The following is an 18,463-nucleotide window of genomic DNA, read 5'->3' as shown; positions in this document are numbered from 1 at the left end:
TTCACAGCCTCAAGCTTGTACTCGCGGCTGAATATTCGTCTTTGCATTCATGCTCTCCGGTTTCAGGAGGAACACCTTAACTCGATGTCCATGAAACCGGCAGCAGGCCATTCCTTGCCCATCGAAAAGCGTTCCGCAAATGGAAGGCGGGAGTAGTCGTACGGTGAACCGAAGAGTTGCTGCATCGCCACCAGAAGCCAACGATCATCATTTTTTTCGATTGCATCTCGGACAAGTCCGGCCAATACGATCCAGCCCGCCTCAAAGTCGTGCATCATTTCAAGCAACACCTTGACATGATGTTCGCGGTATTGAAGATTATCCGGAAATCCCTCTTTGAGCTCTTCAATTGTCGAGAGCGCGGTCTTGAAATCCTTAATGCTCAGCGCGCCATTCGCGCGGTGAACGAGCGCTACTTCAAGCCACTTCTCGTGGGCTTTTTTCGCTTCTGCGCTGGTGTCCCAACTGCCGTCCATGACTTTTGTCAAAACGCGCTCGAGTAGGTCCGGGTCCGCAGGCTCCGGGTAGCCAATATAGGTGATGCTGTTGTCTCGGTCGACGACGAAAATTGTTGGATCTCCGACAGATCCGCTGGCAACCAACCAAAGCTTGTTCATTTCACCTGTATGCTCGAAGGCAATCGGGATCGTCGAATTCGGAAGCTTTTTATTTAGCCATGTCTCCACTCGCGCGCGGGCCTCGTCAGCCGTTGCAGCCAGCTCCCTTGCTGCAACCCCGAATGCCTCAACTCCCATATCCCGGTATTTCTCCTGCAACCGCCCCAGGTCGGCAAGGGCCTTCGGGCAAAATACGCAGCTTGTCGCGAAGAGTGCAACGATGTATATCGTGCCGCGCTGTAGCGCGAAAACCGGTTTGCCACATATCCAGGTGAGCATTTCGATCGACGGAGCTCGAATGCCAGTCCTCGCAGACATCGGGCCGTCTGCCCTTGATTTCGATCAATCCTGCTCCGAAACATATTAAGTCCCTTCTTCCTCAGAATGATTGGAGATGCTGCCTGAGCAGCGCCGACAGGCTGCTCTTTTTCAATCCCACTTCTTCGGATCCGTGGAAAATTCGTATCAATCCTCTATCCCTTGTATTTTTCCAATGCCTGCAGCAATTGCGCCAGCCATTCCTGCTTCACGTCATCCGCGAGAGACTCACCTTCTAACAATTTCAATGCCTCCTCGATCAACTCCACTGCCCGTTCATTTTTGCCGTTTTCATGGTAGTAAGGAGCAATTGCCGCGTAAGAGAGAGCGCGCGACCTAGGATCCCATTGCGGACACAGTGTCAGAATGCGATCGGAGAGTTCCTTGCCCATGGAGAAGCGCTCCGCAAAAGGAAGGCACGAGTAATCGTACGGCGAACCGAAGAGTTGCCGCATCGCCGCCAGAAGCCAATCTTCGGAGTTTCGTTCAATTGCATTCCGTGTAAATCGGCCCAACGCTATCCAACCCGCCTCAAAGTCATGCAATTTTCCGATCAATGTCGCCACATGATACTCGCGCAAGTAGATATTGTCCGGGATCAACTTGATTGCCTTTTCAACTGCGGAGAGCACTACTTGGAAGTCCTTGACCTTTTTTACCGCCGAGATCTGATCAAGGAGCGCTGCTTTCAAACCCGGTTCCATGTTTGTCTCCGCAGTTTTAGTTCCGTTGAAGCTGCCAACCACGATGCCTTGTCCCCGCTTGACGAAGAACTTCCTTTTCCGGATGGACATGCGATCTCCGTTTCATACAAGCTGGCTCCGTCGCAGCCCGGGAACAATTTTCAAGCGTCGTGCCAATTGAGTTGATTGATGGGCAGAACGAAAGTTGGTGCTGCCACAGACACTTAGAGGTTTAAAATACTGGACCGAAGAATCCTAAACCGTGTCACGAAGCCGACAAAGTGACGACAATGTCGCACATATGTCATGGTGCCCCTGAAGAAGCCGCAGAGGGCGAGCCCCAATGACGCACCTCTCGGTCGATCGAGCGCACTTGATGCAAATGCTGGCCATGAAAAGCGGCGCTGTTCTCTAGCGAGACTGGATGGCTATGGTTTACCGGAGGCTCTGCTCCGCGCTGAGATTCACGCGATCAAATGCAGTGGTTTAACGGACGACGACATGTGCATCACGCTCGCCGAAACCAACAGGCCGCGAGGCATATCTTCAGTCGTTAGCGGGTTAAACGATCTCGGAATCAGCCAAGCGCATGGAGACACCCGCTCTCGCGAAAGCTGACAAAGCTGCCGCACTGTGGAACCCCTGGCGAAAGGGGACTGGTCCGAAATCCCCAGGTTAATCAGGGCGCCATCGGCCTGGCACGACGAGTGCTAGGACCAACCAGACACAAAAATAAATTCGGTTGGAGCCAAGGGACGTCTGGCCGCTGACATGTAAGTCTCCCAACCTGTGAAGGAGGGGCTATGGCCTCGGTGCTTGAAAATACCCTAAGGCGCGTTTTGGAACCAGCCGGCACCTGGATCTTAATCCTGGTGTACGGCTGAAGAGGAATACCATGGTAGCGATCCGTGAAACCTCTTCACAGGAAAGGCATCCATGTCTCAAACGCCCGTTTCAACGGCTCTGAGCCGACCTTCAAGAGCAATGCTAGATCTGCATTGCGCAAAAAGACCTCGCTGCACAGGAGAACACTATGCCGGATTCATTCGTAAGCCGCGACGGATCTAGATGGCTCCCGGAATATCTGGGCCAGATAGACGCAAGTTGCATTGGCTGCGGCCGTTGTTTCAAAGTCTGTTCGCGTGACGTCATGCACATTCGCGGCATCACTGACTCAGGCGAAATTTTAGGTGACGGTGATGGAGCAGACGATGATGAGGTCGAGCGATTGCTGATGATTGTCGATCACCCCGGCCGATGTATCGGTTGCGGCGCCTGCGCCCGCGTCTGCCCGAAGAATTGTCAGACTCACATCACCTCCGACTAACGGGACCAGGAGTTCCCATGACCTCTGCCAATCTTTTCCTCCGTCAGACGCACCCTTTGGTGCTGACACCGCGACTGATGCAAGCCATCCAGTTGCTGCAGATGACGCGTTTCGAACTCAAGCAGTTCATCACCCTGAAAGTCGAGAAGAACCCGCTGCTCGAATTTTGATCGAACGACGGCGAGATAGGCGACGAGCAGTTCGGCCGCTTGCCGGAGGACGCCAGCGCAGACGATCGTTACGATAACCGCACCGATGCGCGCTCCAGCGAATGGCATGACAATGGCGGCAACGCCAGCACCAGGCGGCTAAGGGACGAACTCGACGCCGATTGCACCATTTCTCCCAATTGACAGGCTAAGTGGCCCTGTCGCGTCTCCGACGAAAGCCTGTAGCAAAGATGTCTAGAGCGGACAACCAAGAGCATGCCCAGTTGGAAAGGCGAGGTTTCTCAGACTGGCATCGCTCTTGCTCGCGGAACTGAGCTTTCAAGCGTTATTGGAGTTCGGAATGTCCAGAGTGATTAGTAGTTCTATGGTCACCAACACGGCACCTGAGAGTAAGCGCTCGCCTACCTTCAGACAAGCCATGCCGATGAACCAGCGTTCGCCGAAAATGGGGGATCCTCCGATGGAAGTAATCGCTCTTGTAGGCACACTGCTCTTCTCCGTCTCCCTTGCCGCCTGTGGGGTGCCTTTCAATAGTCCGATCCTTGAGACAACGTTTTCCTAGCGGTCAGGAGGTTTCCATGGCTTTGTCCGCCAAACTAACCCTGCGCCAGACCCACTCCCTGATGATGTCACCGCAACTGATGCAATCCATCCAGTTGCTGCAGATGACTCATTTTGAACTCACCCAGTTTATCGCCCTGGAAGTGGAGAAGAACCCACTGCTCAATTTCGCGAACGACGGCGAGGCGGGCGGCGAACGTGGCGATGCCGAAGATGGAGAGCATGCTCATCAGCCGGAGGATGCCGGCGCGGATGATGGCACCGACAATCGTGAGGATCCGCTCTCCAGCGACTGGTATGACAATGGCGGCAGCGCCAGCACCAGCCGGCTGAACGACGAGCTCGACGCCAATTACACCAATGTCTTTCCTGACGACGGTGCCCCGCAGCGCCTCGATGCGCCGGAGCTCGTCAGCCAGTGGAAGTCGATGCCGGGCAGCGGCGAGGGCGCCGACTACGATCTCGACGATTTCGTCGCCGGCCAGGTGTCGCTGCGCGATCATCTCGCCCAGCAGATCCCCTTCGTCCTGCCTGACATGGCCGACCGGCTGATCGCGCAGAATTTCGTCGACCAGCTCGACGACTGCGGTTATCTGCAGGCCGATATCGTCGAGGCGGGCGAGAGGCTGGGCACGAGCCTCGCACAGGCAGAGCGCGTGCTCGCCACCCTCCAGAGCCTCGATCCGCCGGGTGTTTTCGCCCGCAGCCTCGCCGAGTGCCTGGCGATCCAGCTGAAGCAGAAGGACCGATATGACCCGGCCATGCAGGCTCTGGTCGAAAATCTCGAACTGCTTGCCCGGCGCGATTTTGCCACGCTGAAGCGGCTTTGCGGCGTCGACGAGGAAGATCTTCTCGACATGCTCGGCGAGATCCGCCAGCTCAATCCCAAGCCCGGCAGCGGTTTCGAGGCGGGTATTTCCGAAGCGATCATGCCCGATGTGGTCGTCAGAGCCTCCTCGGACGGCGGCTGGCTGGTCGAGCTCAATCCGGATGCGCTGCCGCGCGTGCTGATCGACCAGTCGTATTTTTCCAAGGTGAAAAAGGACGGGGAGGACCACGCCTTCCTCTCCGATTGCCTGCAGAGCGCCAACTGGCTGACGCGCAGCCTCGATCAGCGGGCAAAAACCATCATGAAGGTGGCAAGCGAAATCGTCCGCCAGCAGGACGCCTTCCTGCTGCATGGCGTCGACTATCTGCGCCCGCTGAACCTAAAGACGGTCGCCGAGGCGATCAAGATGCATGAATCCACAGTCAGCCGCGTCACGTCGAACAAATATATGCTGACGCCGCGCGGCCTCTTCGAACTCAAATATTTCTTCACCGTCTCGATCAGCGCCGTCGCCGGCGGTGACAGCCATTCGGCCGAGGCCGTGCGTCACAAGATCCGTGCGCTGATCCTGCAGGAGAGCCCGGAGGCGGTGCTTTCCGATGACGATATCGTCGACATGCTGAAGAAGGACGGCGTCGATCTCGCCCGCCGCACGGTTGCGAAATACCGGGAAGCGATGAACATTGCCTCTTCGGTGCAGCGCCGCCGCGAGAAGCGGGCGCTCGCCAAGGTCGCTGGTTTCTGAAGAGACGCCAAGGGTGCCTTCTTCGAAGGCACCAATCAGACGGTGGTTGCAGAAGGAGAACACACAGTGAAGAGCTACCATTCCAGATCACGTTCCCTCCACCTTGGTGAAGGACTTCAATCTGTTCACATCTCCGGCATGGTGCCAAGGGCAAACGGACTTCCACACGCAGCCGTTGCTCGCGTCCGTGGAGAGCCCGACATTTTTCTTCCACCTGCAACACGGGACCGGTTGGCGTCGTGGCTGATCGCCCGCGCCTGCCCCCGGCGCAAGGTGTTAGAGAATGTCGAATCCTTTTCGGCCATGCGACATCTTCTCCTCCGCACTCGGCGAAGACTGGCAATGATCCCGCTCGAACTCCAGCCGCATAATCAGCATCTTTTGCGCGCTCGGATACGCAGTTCTCCCCGAGGGGTACAGAATTGGAGCGGACCGTCCGTAAGCAAGCAAGTGTGATCGTCAATCTGATCGTGCGGAGCTCGGGCTGTGACTTTCATGAGGTACTTCGCTCTTCCACAACGTTTATTTGGGCTTTATGGGGTTCTCGAACAACAGATCCGACATCCTTATTGGGATGCCGAGTGCTTCCCGGCCATAGCGCTAAGCGAACGGAAGCGGCTCGGTCTATCGTGAATTTATCGAAGAGTCGGCAGCGATGCGCCTCAAAGAGCCGCGGATTCCATGACATTCGTCTTTGGGCCGGTCGAGAGTCAATATCTGACCAACGACGAAGTCGGGGAATCCGCGTTCTCTTTCAATTGCCGGGCTGAATCCGGTCGTTGCCGCGCCCGGCCTTGATTTGGCTTATCTCGCACGCCATCTGGAAAATTGGGAGTCGCTGCGGAGAGAGCCAAACCGGATCTTAACAGCAGTTGAGGAATGGTGGGACGCCTCTCCAACCGTTCGGGTCCATGTAGCCACGAATATGCCGGCCCCGGATCTAATGGACGCGTTCACCGCTCAAAGCGCTGCAGCATCCTCTTTAATTGTGTGTTCTGTATTTGAAGCTTGCGCGCCAGCTGATCCCGGAGCAGCCTAATCTCTTCATCAAGATTGATTGCCTCTTCAAAAGTGGCAGAAACAGTCAGAGACGGTGGGAGAACAACCGCGATCTCTTCCACTTTCGTGCGCCGCATGCTGCGCTTTCGCGTTTGACCACCGCCAACTCGAGAGATCTTCGGTGCGGCACGCGCGGCTGTATTGGCCACATCGGGCAAAGCCGCATCAGCCGCTTCCGCCGACTTTGCGTCTTCGATGCCTGCGCGATCATCAACAGCGCTTGCCGCTTTGTCGGGATGATCCTGGTCGACTGACGCCACGGCGGAATGACTTGCAAAAACTGGCTTTTCGTCGGCCGAACGGTCTGTGGTGCCCAACTCGTCTTTGGTTGCTGTTTCAGCCGGCTCCGCGATGGCCAATACGTCCGGCTTCACATCATCGGTCGAGCCCTTCTGCTCGCGTCGACGAGACACCAGCCCAGTAAGAAGTTTCCATGGGGACGCCATATTAATCGACCTCGGATTCTGCTGCGCATGCAAACAGCGAGCAAAAACGTTGGCGGCAGAACGAACCGCCGCCAAATCTTCACTTCTACCAGCACAAGAATGCGGCCATCGCTTGGCCGCCTTCTACATCTCGAGGTTGAGTCGCTTTCGCAAATCGGCATTTTCAGCGCGGAGCTTCTCCGCCAGCAGCTTGCGCAGTCGTTGATTTTCCTCTTCGAGCTGCAGAAGATCGGCAAACTCATCAACTGCAGCCACCGACGGTACGGTCGCTGCCTGCACCGCCCTCGGAGCACGTTTGATAGGCGCACGCCTGGCGCTTGTCGCACCTTCGTCCGACTTTGCTTTGCGTCCTCTCCTCTGCTTTCCGGCGGTGGCATTCGAGGCCACAGCCGGCTGCAGAGAAACGGCTACTGCGGCCGTTTCAGGCACAGCCTTCTTGGCGCGAGGTTTGCGCGTTTTTTTCGGCACATCGGGCGCCGCGGCGGCCGGCGTGTCAGCATTGATCATCGTAGCGTTTTCGTCGGCCATTGTGGTCTCCTGTAAAGCCGATGCATTTGTCTCCCGCCCGACCGGCAGTGTCAATAACGGCCCGGCCTGTTCTTCTCCGGATACAAGCATCTCACTGCTTCTTGCCTGCGGAGTTAATGCCATAAATGGCATTGCCTCATCCTGCAGATCTTGAGCAACGGACTTCAGATCGGTGTCTCCCCAAATCGAGTTCGGTTTGGAATTGAGTTTTCGCCGATCTGATTTGTACTCGACGGCAAAGCTGCGCTGGACTTTTTTCACTTTAAGGAAGCCTTCTATCTGCGATAATGTCTCGGCGAGATTTCGCCAATGCTACTTGCCTCTGCAAATACCGACTCCCGCGTCGCCGGTCCAGACCCTTGGAGACGCTCACCCCAATGCTACTCATCACCGAGATCCTGGACCTTGAAATTTAGCAGGACATCATTCGCCGGACGTCGGAAAAGCTGCTCCACTTGGGGGGTGGTAAAACGTATCCCGCGATAGATGATCTTGGTCATAGGCGCGTGTTGGGTGAGCTTGTCCCAGAGCATCCTACACGAGTCTGCTCGGACGGTTGTGTGAGGCGCCCCGATTACATCAATCTCCGGGCGATCGTGGATACCTCCTTCGCCCTTCCTTGTCGCCCTGCCCATGAACTTCTACTTCATCGTGCTGTGCATCTCTCGCCCTTCGAACGGAATAGTCCGAAAGTCAAAAAGGCCGAAATGCCATAGCAGTTACTTGGCAACCGGCCACCATGCCTAGACTAAAGAGGAGCTTGTTCGATAGTAGTGTCCGAAAAGCTAAATATAGCGCTAAACCGATTGCCCGCTTAAGCGACACAAGCAGCGAACAGTCAAGGTCAACCATGACACCTTACCCTAGGAGACATAAGCATGCTGAGGAAAGACTCGGTACAGCGCTTCAATAAATGACTGACGCAATCCACGACGTACACAAATCCGCTATTGACGTCGATATCAGTACCCTCACCATACACACGCCGCGTGGCCCGATGGTGCAAGTCGACCTCAAGACGTTCCACGCCGTCAGTGTTGCGATTGGTGGAGGAATAAATGCGGTGAGATCGCTCGTTGATCACCGTGCTGCGATGATCGCGTGGCTGGGTTCCATCATCACGGTCGGCAAGCTGACGCGCACGCGTCTCTTCAGAGCAAGGGTGGGACGAGTGACTTCGGGCGCTAGCCAATTCATTCGCGCCAGCCGAGTAGGCGGAAGCGTCCAGCCCCGCTGAGTCTGAAGCCTGGATGGCCCTATGCACTGCAAGAGCGTTGAACGGCTTCCCATTGAGCGCGTCCTGTACCTCGGCGAGCTGCTGCAGGCACCCTCCTTATGGCAGCTGTGAAACGACTTCAGCGCGACGAGTGTTTCAAATTTTGTCTAAAACTCCTAGAGCGGCCGCGGTCCTTCGTATCTTTGAAGCATCAAAATCCTAGCGACACCACTGCCTAGGACGTCATCCCTGCAAGGATGAGGTCGGAGTATTTTTAACCGAGGCGGAACAGCACGGCACTTACCCCTTCTGGTGCACGGGATCCCTCGGCGTGGCGCTTAATCATCATCCATGATCTCACCAGGACTAGCCAACAGCGTTTTCGGTTGGGATGGCGTTGACGACAATCAACTTACGACATCGTCACCTTTGTCGGCTTCACGACACACGTTCTTCCCCCCGATTAAGTTTTTTCGCCCACCTAGCTGAAATTGCAGTTGTTCGTCAGTTTCATCAGCGCGCAAGTAAGATCTTCTTCAGGCACGATTGATCGGCGCAATGTGAAAGAAATCGTCATCAAATGCGTCAGACCCAATGTTCGGTACTGATTGACAATGAATCTGAACGCCGAAGCTGATAACGACTTTTTTGGACTTTGCGCCAACAGAATAGAAAAGTTGTAGTGACCTGTGCTGCGGGAGGGCCAAGAGCAGTGGCGCGTCAACCCAGCGGTGTATAGTCACCCGTCTCGGGGTACGAGTGACGTGACGCTGCAAGCGAAATTCTCGACATTGGCGATGGAGTGCATGTTGTGCGCGATCTCGACAGGGCAGGCCTACGCCGAAATCGGGCCGGTTCGTGACGTCCAGAAGGCGCTTGCCGATCACGGTTTCGACGCCGGCGCGCCAGGGATCTGGGGATTGAAATCCGTCGCCGCGCTCAAGGGGTTTCAGCGGGCTCATGGGCTCACGCCTTCCGGCGTCGTGACCCAGGATTCGCTGAAGGCGCTGTTTCCGAGTTCGGTTGCCGATGCGCAGCTTGCCGCGCTGCCGGCGGGCGTGGTTGCTGCACCCATCGTGCCTTCGGTCGATCCAAAGCCTGAGGTCGTTCCTTCCGAGCCGGTGAGCCTTTCGCCGCAAGTGTCGCCGCCGGCTCCCGCCATTCACCCGTGCTTGATCGGCGCCACAGCTATCAAGGTGAAGATGTCGGGCAAACCTTGAATGGTTGTGCCCGACCGGCGGCTATCCGAGGAAGATCCGTGTCGAACAGGGGACGGAATTTGTGTCACGTGATCTCGACGTTTTGCCTATGCCAAGGGATGGCCTTGGACTTCTCCCGTCCAGGCAAGCCGACCTAATAGTGCATTCGTTGAAGCATTTAGCGATCGCTTCCGAGCCGTTGGTCTGATCCAGCATTAGTTCCTGACACTTGCGCATGCCCGCCAAAAGATGGTGGGTTGGCGTAGATGTTACAATGACGAGAGGCCTCATGGTGCCATCGGCAATAAGGGTGCCGATCCTACTGATGAATCGGGAGGCGCAACCAGCCCACTCCGTGAATGAAGCCGGAAAACTCCAGCCTCCCGTGGCCCGACGTTTGGGATTGGTTCACTTTCTCGTGGCAGGGCCGGTATTAGTCGCCGATTGCAAATCGGGCAATTGACCAGATGAAATCCGTCTGCATGGCCACGGCGGCCTGGTCGAGCTTGCCGGGATTGGTCCAGAACCAATTCGGATCCGGCGCGCCATTCGGACTGCAGGAACGGGATGGATTGGGACAGAGCGCCGGGATCGGCGGATCGACGAATCCTGCTGGCGTCGTCATTATTCCCTTTGCGTTGACGGCGGCACGCGCGTGGCAGGTGATGCAGGACGAAGTGTCGGCGAATCCGGCCTCCGTTACCGAATTGCCAAGATGCGTTGGCAAGCCGGTCGCCGTGACGAAGTCGATCTGGCTGCCCTTCAGGCAGTAATGTTCCCACACGGGTGAAAGGCCCGCAGAGCTCAGCATGGCTTTCAGCGCGTCGTTCTTTGCACAGTCGCTGTAGCGCCGATCAAGGACCTCATTCGCCTCCACGTCGGCGACAACCGCACCATAGGCATCATGGCATCCGGTATAATCGCAACGGCCTGGATTGTTCTCGTGCTCGAAGGTTGCCCAGGTCCAGTTGGGCAGCACCTTACTAATGATATGCATGGCGGTTAGAGCGTATTTCTTCCCGTCAGCTGCCTCGCTGACATAATAATCGGAGCTATCGACCTCATCGGCGGGTACCCAATTTGTCTTGACTTCCATGGCGCCGACAGGAAATGAGATCGGCCGGCCGGCATTATAGAAGGATCGCAGACCGGCCTTGGTAAAGAGCTGGTTGCAGACGATGTAATCGAAAGTCGTCTGGTTGCGGCGAACTTCTTCGCTCCCGTCGGGCGACACATGCGGGGCACGACGCGTCCGAGCCGGCTGCTGGAGGGCTGGAACACTCAGTATTTTTGGGCTGGCCACGGGGGTGGCGATTTCCGCCGCTCCAACGACCGCGCCCGATGGGTTACAGGGTGAGTCACCCTTGGCGCCCGGAAACACCGGGTGCGGGGTAAATGTGTCTTCGTTCGAAGCCCATGTTTCGAATAAAATCTTGCCGGGCGCGACCGGGGTAGCAACATGAGCTAGCAAACGCCAAGACGTCTCGTCCGGCCTGTTTATTGCCAGGTTGGCATCGACCGGATGGGCGAAGCCGTCGAAGGGTGTGGGCGCCAACACATAAGCTGCCACCGTTGCAAGTAATCTGGAAATGGCGACGATATTCATGCTGTTCCCTGGCTCCGATCGAATGTAGTTTTTGTGTCTGGGTCGGTCCTAGCACTCGTCGTGCCAAGCCGATTGAGCGGTGATTAAGTCGGGGATTTCGGACGACTCCACTTTGCCATGGGGTCCAGAGTGCGACAGCTTTGTCCGCTTTGAGACACGGGTGTCTGCATGCGCTTGGCAAGGTGCAACACTTGCGAGATTGTTTCATCGTCGCAAACGAGCGAAGATATGCCTCGCAGCCTTGTTGGTTTCCGCGGCCGTGATGCACACGTCGCGTCTGAAAGCCACGTTTGTTCGCGTGAACGTCAACCCGAAACAGTGCCTCCGGGTAAACCATAGCTATCCAATTTCGCTAGACCACAAAGCGGCTTTTCATCCCAGCATTTGCATCAAGGGCACCGTAAAGCTAACCGACGGCTGATGAAGATGTGCGTACATGTGCCATGTCATAAGTTGCTCGTGACCCGCTTTATCGTCGCCACCGCTTTACTGCTGAGATCATTGCGCACGCGGTCTGGCTCTACTTTCGCTTTCCGCTCAGCCTGTCGCATGGTTGAGGACATGCTGGCGGCCCGCGGCATCATCGTCACGCATCAGACCATTCGAAGCTGGGCGGAGAAATTCGGACGGCATTTCGCCCGGCAGATCAAGCGACGCTCAGCCGGCTGCCTGGGCGACAAATGGCATCTCGACGAATGTGTGGTGGCCATCAATGGCAAGAAGCAGTGGCTCTGGCGTGCCGTCGATCAGGACGGCTTCGTCCTCGAAGTACTGGTGCAAAGCCGCCCAAAGCCAAAGCGGCAAAGCGTCTGATGCGTAAGTTGCCGAAGGCTCAAAGGCGGACACCACGGGTCCTGATCACCGACAAGCTCCGGGTCCTATGATGCCGCCAGGCGCGACCTCATGCCCGGTGTCGAACACCGGTCGCATAAAGGCCTCAATAATCGATCGGAAAATTCGCACCAGCCGATCCGACGACGCGAAAGGACCATGAAACGCTTCAAGTCGGCACGCCAGCTTCAGCGGTTCGTTTCCATCCATGATCCGATTGCCAACCCGTTCCACTTTCCCCGTAATACGCTGTCATCGGCTCAACATCGAGACGACCTGCGTAACGCCGCCATGCAAATCTGGAACAAAATCGCGTGTGTCGCCGCAGCCTGACAGCCGTCCCGGCCAGCTATCGCTGCATCAATCCGCTGATAACTTTACAGTGCCGACGACAATCCATAAGAACCAAGGGGCGATGTCAATCGCGCCTATGTGTGGCGTCCACCACCATGGACCGGCACCGCAAGCCTTCAAAGCCCGAAACGGCTCCACAATGCTCTTTCTTCAGCCGCTTCCACAAGCCCCATCGTAAGACCGGACGCCGCGCCCTCGAGCGTGACGGGCGATACGCCGGGGATTCGCCGACCCAGCAGGCCGCGGCCGGCGGTGACGAGCTCCAGCTTGGTCTTCTGGCCGTAGCGCCTCTTCAATTCCTGGCGCATGTCGCCGAGGCCGTCGATAAGGCCGAGCTCCAGGCCGCGCGTGCCGCTCCAGAACAGGCCGGAAAACACCGCCGCATCGTCCCTCAGCTTGCCGGCGCGACGCTCGCACACCATGGATATGAAGACCTGATGGATTTGGAGCTGCAGGCTCTTCAGGTATTCGATATCCTTTTCCTTTTCCGGCTGGAAAGGATCGAGGATCACCTTGTTTTCACCCGCCGTATAGACGCGGCGTTCGACGCCGAGCTTCTTCAGCAGTTCGGGAAAGCCGAAACCGCCGGAGACGACTCCGATCGAGCCGACGATCGAGGTGGCATCGGCAATGATCTCGTCGCCGGCAAGCGCGATCATGTAGCCGCCGGAGGCGGCGACATCCTCGACGAAGACCAGAACCTTCTTCTGCTTCTCGCGGGCGAGCTCGCGAATGCGGGTGAAGATCAGGCGCGACTGGACGGGCGAACCGCCCGGCGAATTGATGGAGATGGCGACCGCCGGCGCGTCCTTCATGGCGAAGGCCTTTTCCAGAACCGGAGAGACATTGGCGAGATTGAGGGTCGGCCGGAACTGGCCGCCGCCGCTGATAATCGCCCCTTGCAGCCGGACGACCGGAATGGTGATGCCGTCCTTGCGGAACCGTTTCGGCAGCAGTTTTCTCAACAATCCGGCCATCTCTCATCCTTCGCTTCGGGTCGCGCGATCTTCACCGCAACGAAAGTCCGCACCTGCCCCCGTTGGGCTGGCTCTTAATTTTGTGCTATATCACGAGCTCCACGGCGGCCGAGTTACCCTTGTGAATCCACTGTTGCTCCGGCACACGGCAATGAGCGTAGAGCAATTGCAGAATATCATCGTAGGCAATGTCCGCCTTCGCAGGCTCTGGTTCAGTAGAAAAATTTGTATCAGGCCCACCACGTCGGGGTGCGTTCTTACAGCAAGGCAATTGATAGTTTTCCTCTCGGTGTAGGACGTCAAATATTTTCGGTTCTCGATCGAAAGAGCACGCGTTTCGGCACGATCGAGATAGCCGACGTCCATTACAGCCGCGGTTGGCTGCTATGGCATGCTGTCGCCGCTGGCTTTAAATGCCATTGACCGGAGGTCGCGGTCACGTTCCCAAGTAGGGGGCCGACCTTCATTTCTGGCACTTCAATTCTGGCGTCGGGTGTTAGGTCGTGTCATTTAGGCCTCTTGTCGCTACCCGGGGCACACTCCGGCCTCTCGTGTGCCACATCTAGACGGCACCTTGGCGTAGATCAATATACAACAATAATATATTTTTTGATATACATGAGTGCTACGCTCGAATGCGATTCTGTATTTTGGTGTTCTTCGAAAAAAACAGAAACGTATAGTTCGTTCATGTATTCATACAACTATCGCAGACTTTGTCTCAAGATCGGTAGTTGGCCCGTGGGAAAGTTTGCAGCGATTATGTTCGCGTACCAACCTGTCGAGCAGCCCGATGAGATTCCCCTCTTGCTAGACAACCCGACAAAGTAGGTGGATAGATTAGATTCTCACCTCGAAGGTGATGACCAATACAACATAACACCGCAATGGAAGTGTAGGCGTGATCATGTGTCTGCGGCTTAACGGTTGGCGAGATAGTTGCGGGGGATGAACGCCTCTAACAAGCGCCTTGTCCAGACGTCGATGAAACAACGTGACATCCCCGATGAAAGCTTTCGCGGAATGGGAAGTCGCTGAGCAAGAGATGATCGCCGCATCCTGAAGTCCATGGAATGGGCGGAAAAGACCGAGCACCGAGCATCTGAGCGTTACGAAGCGCGCCGTGGCCAAATCAAGAAGGAATATCGATTATCTCGACATGCAAGGAGATGGCGCGCGCGATCGAAAGCACTGCGATGCCGTCGCCGGCCCTATCCCTGAGGCGGCTTTCTTGCGCTAGACTATAGACCAGGGTACAGGAAATCAGCAGTCACCACGATGCGATCGATGGCGGCCGTGATTGTGGCATTGCCGGCGCGATGCGCGACCAACATGAAGAAATCGATGCCCGCGCCAGTCCCGACCAGACTAACACTCGTCACCGAACTACTCGCAGAAGATTCTCCGGCCGCATGCTCATATCAATTCAAGAGCCGGGCGACCGCTTCACTCGTCGTGGCGACGGTGAGCTTCCGGCGTGCGGAAGCGAGATAGAGCTGCACCGCACTCACGGAAATCGACAGGCGAGCGCAGATCTGCTTTGCCATTAGGCCGCTGGCCGTCATTTCAAGACATTGCAGCTCGCGGCCCGATTGCGCAAAGTTCGCAGTTTTTCTTAAGCCCGACGGAATCATGGCCCTGTCGTGGAGATAGTGGGCAAACACTTAGAGGGACAAAAATACCGGACCGAAGAATCCTAAGGCGTGTCACGAAGCGGACAAAGTTGACGACGATGGCACACATGTCGTGTTGCTCCTGAAGAGACAGCAGAGCGTAAGCGCCAAGGCCGCAAGTACTTCTTGGCCGAATGAGCCGCACTTGATGCAAAAGGGCACTGGAAAGGGGCGCGGTGCTCTAGCAAATCGTTGGTGGTGAAATCGCAGCAGGCGGCGTTGCTCTCGTCGTAAGCCACTGTGCTTCCGACCGGCTGGTAGCCCATCTTCACGAAAAAGATTTGCTCCGGTATGCAGTTCATGACGGCATTGGGGACAGGAGCGACGAAGCTCGAGAGTATGACCGCCTGATTGTTGTTCAGTGCGACGACGCCTCAATAGAGTTCGGGATGCGGCAACGGCGTATAGGAAGGCACGTTGATTCCAAACCCTCCGATCGCAATTCCGGCTTGGTTGGCCGGCGCCGAAGTCCGAGCGGGTCGAGCGTCAAGGTCGTGCAATTGTCCGGCGAACCATCGGCCGTGGTGAGCGTAACAGCTCGGAATGCCGAGGTGCTGCCGACCACCGATAGCGTGGCTGCATTGAGCGAGAGAAGCACGATCAGCTGGGAGAGCGACACCTGTCTGGTGCTGAGGACACCTGCGTAGACCTGACTGTCCAAACCGAAATTGATCTGCGCTCCCGTAGTTGCGTAATTGCCGACGCTTTGGCAGCCGAGACTGCCGCTGAGGATGGGATCAGAGCTCGGCAGCAACGGAAATGCGGCCTGCTTCTGGAAGACATAGAAATATTGCGTCGTCTGCGAAAGGTTCCGAACGATGATCTGGTAGGACGAACTCGTTATGGCGTGTGACAATCCCCTTTGAGACCAAGCCTGTCCGTCGCCGGGGCGGGCAGTGGCAACCGCGCGAATGGTGCGCATGCAGGTGAAGAAAGGGGCGGTTCCTCACCTGCGTGCCTGCCGGTGTTTACTGGAACTGGCCGAACTCACGGCAGGTCTTCGATAAAGCCCGCGGAGAATTTTACGTCGTCGCGCAGCGTTCGCACAGCCGCGGCGGCAGAATAAGCACCCGCAAACGGCCTGCTCCAGAAGTGCCATGTGCTGCCGTCATCTCGTTCGTCGCCGCGGACGCGACATCGGCGATTACCTTCGAAACCGGAAAAGGAGATATTACGGATGGGATAGGATATGCCCAGCCCTCGCCCCTTGAGATAAGCTTCCTTCAGCGTCCAGATCTCACAAAAACGACCCGGTCGATCCGCCTCCGCCAGTCCCAGCAGCGCCGAACGCTCCTCTGGAGCAAGCACAGTCGACACCAGATGTCGGTAGTCGACCCTGCCGATCTGCTCGACATCAAGGCCGCAATCGGCTTTTTGCGTGAGGATGCAGCCGACCAACCCATCGGCATGGGAGAGGTTGAAGCGGATCGGAGCAGAAGACGGCGAGACGAGTTCGGGCCGACCCCCGGATGCACAAGCAAAAGTTAGTTCACGCGGATCAGCGGCCATATAGCGGGCAAGCAGCAGCCTGAGCAGGCCATGACTGAAGACGTACATGTCGCGGTCGCGGTCGAAGACAAAGCGTCGGGCACGCTGACGCTCCTCCTCGTTCAGAACGTCACGGGCCGCATTCCACAGCCTAACGCTTGCTTCCCTCGGCTGGCTCAGAAAAATATCGACCCGCAGTTCACTGCTCACCTGCCCTGGATCCAGGTCGCCCGCCATGCTCATTGCTGGTGTTCCACGGCTGACCAGTCGACCAAATCGGCTACTGTTGCGGTTTCCAAACGAGTGCCGACCGCCACCGCATAGATTGGCGATTGCATGATTGGATCGATGTCGAGGATCGTCATCGATGATGTTGTCGTTCAATGCGCAAGTCGGCGTGGCAACGAGGCCGTTGCAGTCGCCGCCAGCAACATGTTTTGCGCAACGTGCCGCGCCTCGATCAACACCACACGGAATACGGTGGGGATGCCTTGCTTCCATGCCGTCCTCGCAAAACTTGTCACCAGTAGGATCAGGGCTGACGCACCGGAAAACCAGTCCTGACCACCATTGGAACCAAGGGGCAGTTTGCCCATCTTTTCGTTTGGCCTTGGTTTTGTGCTTGTCTTCCAGCCACTCGCCCTCGCCGAAGACCTTCAAGCCGGTGCCGTCGCAACCAGATGGACCGGATCTGATGTTGTGGCTCGGGACTTTACGCCAGCCCTTTGCTCCGGCGAGAAGTCAGGCACGTCAATGTCGTACTCTATCAGCGCCAACACTGCGCCTCAAGCCTTAGGTATGGCGGAGCGTCAGCCCCGTAGACGACGCGCAGGGTAGGAGCAAAACGTAATCGCCAGATCCGTATTTCGGCTGACCACTCCGCTATGTCCGCCTCCGCGTAGTCCATAAAGACAGGGCCTCATCCTTCACCCCGGTGGTCAAATAGCCACGTTGACGCAGGCTCTCATAATATGCCGGCCAAATCGTCACTTGTCTCTGCTTGGCATTTGTCCCGCCGATCGGCATTGAACGTGTGCGGCATCGTCAAAGTCCCGATCAGGAGACTGAAAACTTGAGACCGAAAACCAACTCTGAATGTCCGTCGATGGGTGATCCAGCCGACCTGCGGCTTTTCCGCCTATCGCTGGATCCGTGACGAGTTAGTCGGGCATGGGGTGCCGGCGGCAGAAATTGCCTTCATGCAGGATTACAAGAAGACCGAGGCCAAGCAGCGGCTGTTCGCCAACGTGCGCGCCGGCAAGGTCCGGGTCCTGCTTGGTTCGGCACCGGCGTTAATGCGCAGCTTCGCCTTAAGGTAATGCATCATCTCGACGGGCCTTGGCTGCAGGTCTCCACCGGCAAGCGCTCACTGGTCGAGACTGCCATCGGCCCATACAAGTCCATCATCGGGCGTCAGCAGACGGAAGTGGCCATCGGCTGCGCCGCCCTCAATCGTATGCTTGCATGCGCACGCCCTAAATCCATCCGCCGCAATGGGCCGGCCACATAGATAGCCCCATCACAGATCCAGATCCCGCTCAAGTCCCGATCCATGCACCAACGCCAGACGAAAGGAGTTTCTGAAGTTGGTGGCTATCAAATTCTTGAGTAATCAAGCTGATGGAATATTCACGGGCTAGCTCGGCCAATGTTGGCTTGGCGAACAGGATCGCCAGCGGCAGCTCCACTGCCAAGGCCTCTGTCAGCCGGACGAGCAGGCGCACCGCCAACAATGAGTGGCCGCCGAGCTCGAAGAAGTTGTCGTGGCGCCCGACCCGCTCGACGCCGAGAAGCTCGGCCCAGATCCCGGCCAGCAGCGTCTCGATCTCGCCCTGC

General features: G+C 57.0%; 13 protein-coding genes and 8 pseudogenes. 9 read left to right on the top strand and 12 right to left on the bottom strand.

From position 1 onward, the window contains the following. Positions 1–62: 62 nt before the first annotated feature. Together ACMUVN_RS33115 and ACMUVN_RS33110 are read right to left on the bottom strand one after the other, a co-directional pair. Positions 63–935 (bottom strand): TlpA disulfide reductase family protein, encoded by an 873-nt coding sequence (locus ACMUVN_RS33115; protein WP_414816037.1) that lies wholly within the window; start codon positions 933–935, stop codon positions 63–65. Between the two features lie 155 nt (positions 936–1,090). After that, positions 1,091–1,729 (bottom strand): hypothetical protein, encoded by a 639-nt coding sequence (locus tag ACMUVN_RS33110; protein WP_017968978.1) that lies wholly within the window; start codon positions 1,727–1,729, stop codon positions 1,091–1,093. Positions 1,730–2,651: 922 nt separating this feature from the next. Between ACMUVN_RS33110 and fdxB the strand changes: the two genes are divergently transcribed. The 3 genes and pseudogenes from fdxB to rpoN all read left to right on the top strand — a co-directional run bounded on the left by fdxB (position 2,652) and on the right by rpoN (position 5,250). Beyond that, a complete protein-coding gene (fdxB, locus tag ACMUVN_RS33105) occupies positions 2,652–2,945 on the top strand; it encodes a ferredoxin III, nif-specific (RefSeq protein ID WP_017968979.1) in 294 nt (97 codons plus the stop codon). A 17-nt stretch (positions 2,946–2,962) separates the two neighbouring features. Beyond that, positions 2,963–3,283: pseudogene (locus ACMUVN_RS33100) on the top strand (RNA polymerase sigma-54 factor); the annotation flags it as partial. Between the two features lie 410 nt (positions 3,284–3,693). Beyond that, complete coding sequence (rpoN, locus tag ACMUVN_RS33095; RefSeq protein WP_162118150.1) at positions 3,694–5,250, top strand: RNA polymerase factor sigma-54; 1,557 nt, start codon at positions 3,694–3,696, stop codon at positions 5,248–5,250. Positions 5,251–6,203: 953 nt separating this feature from the next. Here rpoN and ACMUVN_RS33090 read toward each other — a convergent pair. Together ACMUVN_RS33090 and ACMUVN_RS33085 are read right to left on the bottom strand one after the other, a co-directional pair. Continuing rightward, positions 6,204–6,755 (bottom strand): hypothetical protein, encoded by a 552-nt coding sequence (locus tag ACMUVN_RS33090; RefSeq protein WP_162118153.1) that lies wholly within the window; start codon positions 6,753–6,755, stop codon positions 6,204–6,206. A 123-nt stretch (positions 6,756–6,878) separates the two neighbouring features. Beyond that, positions 6,879–7,544, bottom strand: a complete 666-nt coding sequence (locus ACMUVN_RS33085) for a transcriptional regulator (RefSeq protein ID WP_017968985.1) — start codon at positions 7,542–7,544, stop codon at positions 6,879–6,881. A gap of 1,752 nt (positions 7,545–9,296) precedes the next feature. Here ACMUVN_RS33085 and ACMUVN_RS33080 point away from each other — a divergent pair. Beyond that, a complete protein-coding gene (locus tag ACMUVN_RS33080) occupies positions 9,297–9,719 on the top strand; it encodes a peptidoglycan-binding domain-containing protein (protein WP_318026076.1) in 423 nt (140 codons plus the stop codon). Further along, positions 9,653–10,061: pseudogene (locus ACMUVN_RS33075) on the top strand (integrase core domain-containing protein); the annotation flags it as partial. The gene ACMUVN_RS33080 and the pseudogene ACMUVN_RS33075, both read left to right, overlap by 67 nt. Positions 10,062–10,131: 70 nt before the next feature. Here ACMUVN_RS33075 and ACMUVN_RS33070 read toward each other — a convergent pair. Next, positions 10,132–11,304 (bottom strand): hypothetical protein, encoded by a 1,173-nt coding sequence (locus ACMUVN_RS33070; protein WP_414816036.1) that lies wholly within the window; start codon positions 11,302–11,304, stop codon positions 10,132–10,134. 420 nt (positions 11,305–11,724) lie between these two features. Here ACMUVN_RS33070 and ACMUVN_RS33065 point away from each other — a divergent pair. Together ACMUVN_RS33065 and ACMUVN_RS33060 are read left to right on the top strand one after the other, a co-directional pair. Further along, positions 11,725–12,294: pseudogene (locus ACMUVN_RS33065) on the top strand (IS6 family transposase); the annotation flags it as partial. Continuing rightward, entirely contained in the window at positions 12,295–12,468 is a 174-nt protein-coding gene (locus tag ACMUVN_RS33060; RefSeq protein WP_414816038.1) for a hypothetical protein, read from the top strand. Between the two features lie 137 nt (positions 12,469–12,605). On the opposite strand, the gene ACMUVN_RS33055 is transcribed toward ACMUVN_RS33060, so the two are convergent. From ACMUVN_RS33055 to ACMUVN_RS33030, 6 genes and pseudogenes are all read right to left on the bottom strand, one after another. Next, a complete protein-coding gene (locus ACMUVN_RS33055; RefSeq protein WP_414816035.1) occupies positions 12,606–13,466 on the bottom strand; it encodes a S49 family peptidase in 861 nt (286 codons plus the stop codon). Between the two features lie 133 nt (positions 13,467–13,599). Beyond that, positions 13,600–13,737, bottom strand: a pseudogene (locus ACMUVN_RS33050) (GntR family transcriptional regulator); the annotation flags it as partial. Between the two features lie 982 nt (positions 13,738–14,719). Then, positions 14,720–14,848 (bottom strand): annotated as a pseudogene (locus ACMUVN_RS33045) (DUF2269 family protein); the annotation flags it as partial. A gap of 39 nt (positions 14,849–14,887) precedes the next feature. After that, positions 14,888–15,124: pseudogene (locus ACMUVN_RS33040) on the bottom strand (helix-turn-helix domain-containing protein); the annotation flags it as partial. A gap of 373 nt (positions 15,125–15,497) precedes the next feature. Continuing rightward, positions 15,498–16,061, bottom strand: a complete 564-nt coding sequence (locus tag ACMUVN_RS33035) for a hypothetical protein (RefSeq protein WP_414816034.1) — start codon at positions 16,059–16,061, stop codon at positions 15,498–15,500. Positions 16,062–16,126: 65 nt separating this feature from the next. Then, positions 16,127–17,287, bottom strand: coding sequence for a 4'-phosphopantetheinyl transferase family protein (locus tag ACMUVN_RS33030; protein ID WP_245268471.1), 1,161 nt, complete (start codon positions 17,285–17,287; stop codon positions 16,127–16,129). Positions 17,288–17,739: 452 nt separating this feature from the next. Here ACMUVN_RS33030 and ACMUVN_RS33025 point away from each other — a divergent pair. Then, positions 17,740–17,972 (top strand): annotated as a pseudogene (locus ACMUVN_RS33025) (hypothetical protein); the annotation flags it as partial. Continuing rightward, positions 17,973–18,137, top strand: a pseudogene (locus tag ACMUVN_RS33020) (IS5/IS1182 family transposase); the annotation flags it as partial. A gap of 28 nt (positions 18,138–18,165) precedes the next feature. Here ACMUVN_RS33020 and ACMUVN_RS33015 read toward each other — a convergent pair. Then, on the bottom strand, positions 18,166–18,463 hold a 298-nt coding region (locus tag ACMUVN_RS33015), incomplete at its 5' end, for a phosphopantetheine-binding protein (RefSeq protein WP_414816033.1).

The sequence above is a fragment of the Rhizobium sp. IY2 genome (assembly GCF_047532935.1).
Taxonomy (GTDB): Bacteria; Pseudomonadota; Alphaproteobacteria; order Rhizobiales; family Rhizobiaceae; genus Rhizobium; species Rhizobium anhuiense.
Note: the sequence above shows the minus strand (reverse complement) of the source record. Positions and strands in the feature narration are given on the sequence as shown.

Excerpts from the sequence above, each read along its gene's own strand:
- ACMUVN_RS33115 (WP_414816037.1), bottom strand. The coding sequence starts at position 935 with ATGTCTGCGAGGACTGGCATTCGAGCTCCGTCGATCGAAATGCTCACC.
- ACMUVN_RS33110 (WP_017968978.1), bottom strand. The coding sequence starts at position 1,729 with ATGTCCATCCGGAAAAGGAAGTTCTTCGTCAAGCGGGGACAAGGCATC.
- fdxB (WP_017968979.1), top strand. The coding sequence starts at position 2,652 with ATGCCGGATTCATTCGTAAGCCGCGACGGATCTAGATGGCTCCCGGAA.
- rpoN (WP_162118150.1), top strand. The coding sequence starts at position 3,694 with ATGGCTTTGTCCGCCAAACTAACCCTGCGCCAGACCCACTCCCTGATG.
- ACMUVN_RS33090 (WP_162118153.1), bottom strand. The coding sequence starts at position 6,755 with ATGGCGTCCCCATGGAAACTTCTTACTGGGCTGGTGTCTCGTCGACGC.
- ACMUVN_RS33080 (WP_318026076.1), top strand. The coding sequence starts at position 9,297 with ATGGAGTGCATGTTGTGCGCGATCTCGACAGGGCAGGCCTACGCCGAA.
- ACMUVN_RS33070 (WP_414816036.1), bottom strand. The coding sequence starts at position 11,304 with ATGAATATCGTCGCCATTTCCAGATTACTTGCAACGGTGGCAGCTTAT.
- ACMUVN_RS33060 (WP_414816038.1), top strand. The coding sequence starts at position 12,295 with ATGAAACGCTTCAAGTCGGCACGCCAGCTTCAGCGGTTCGTTTCCATC.
- ACMUVN_RS33055 (WP_414816035.1), bottom strand. The coding sequence starts at position 13,466 with ATGGCCGGATTGTTGAGAAAACTGCTGCCGAAACGGTTCCGCAAGGAC.
- ACMUVN_RS33035 (WP_414816034.1), bottom strand. The coding sequence starts at position 16,061 with ATGCGCACCATTCGCGCGGTTGCCACTGCCCGCCCCGGCGACGGACAG.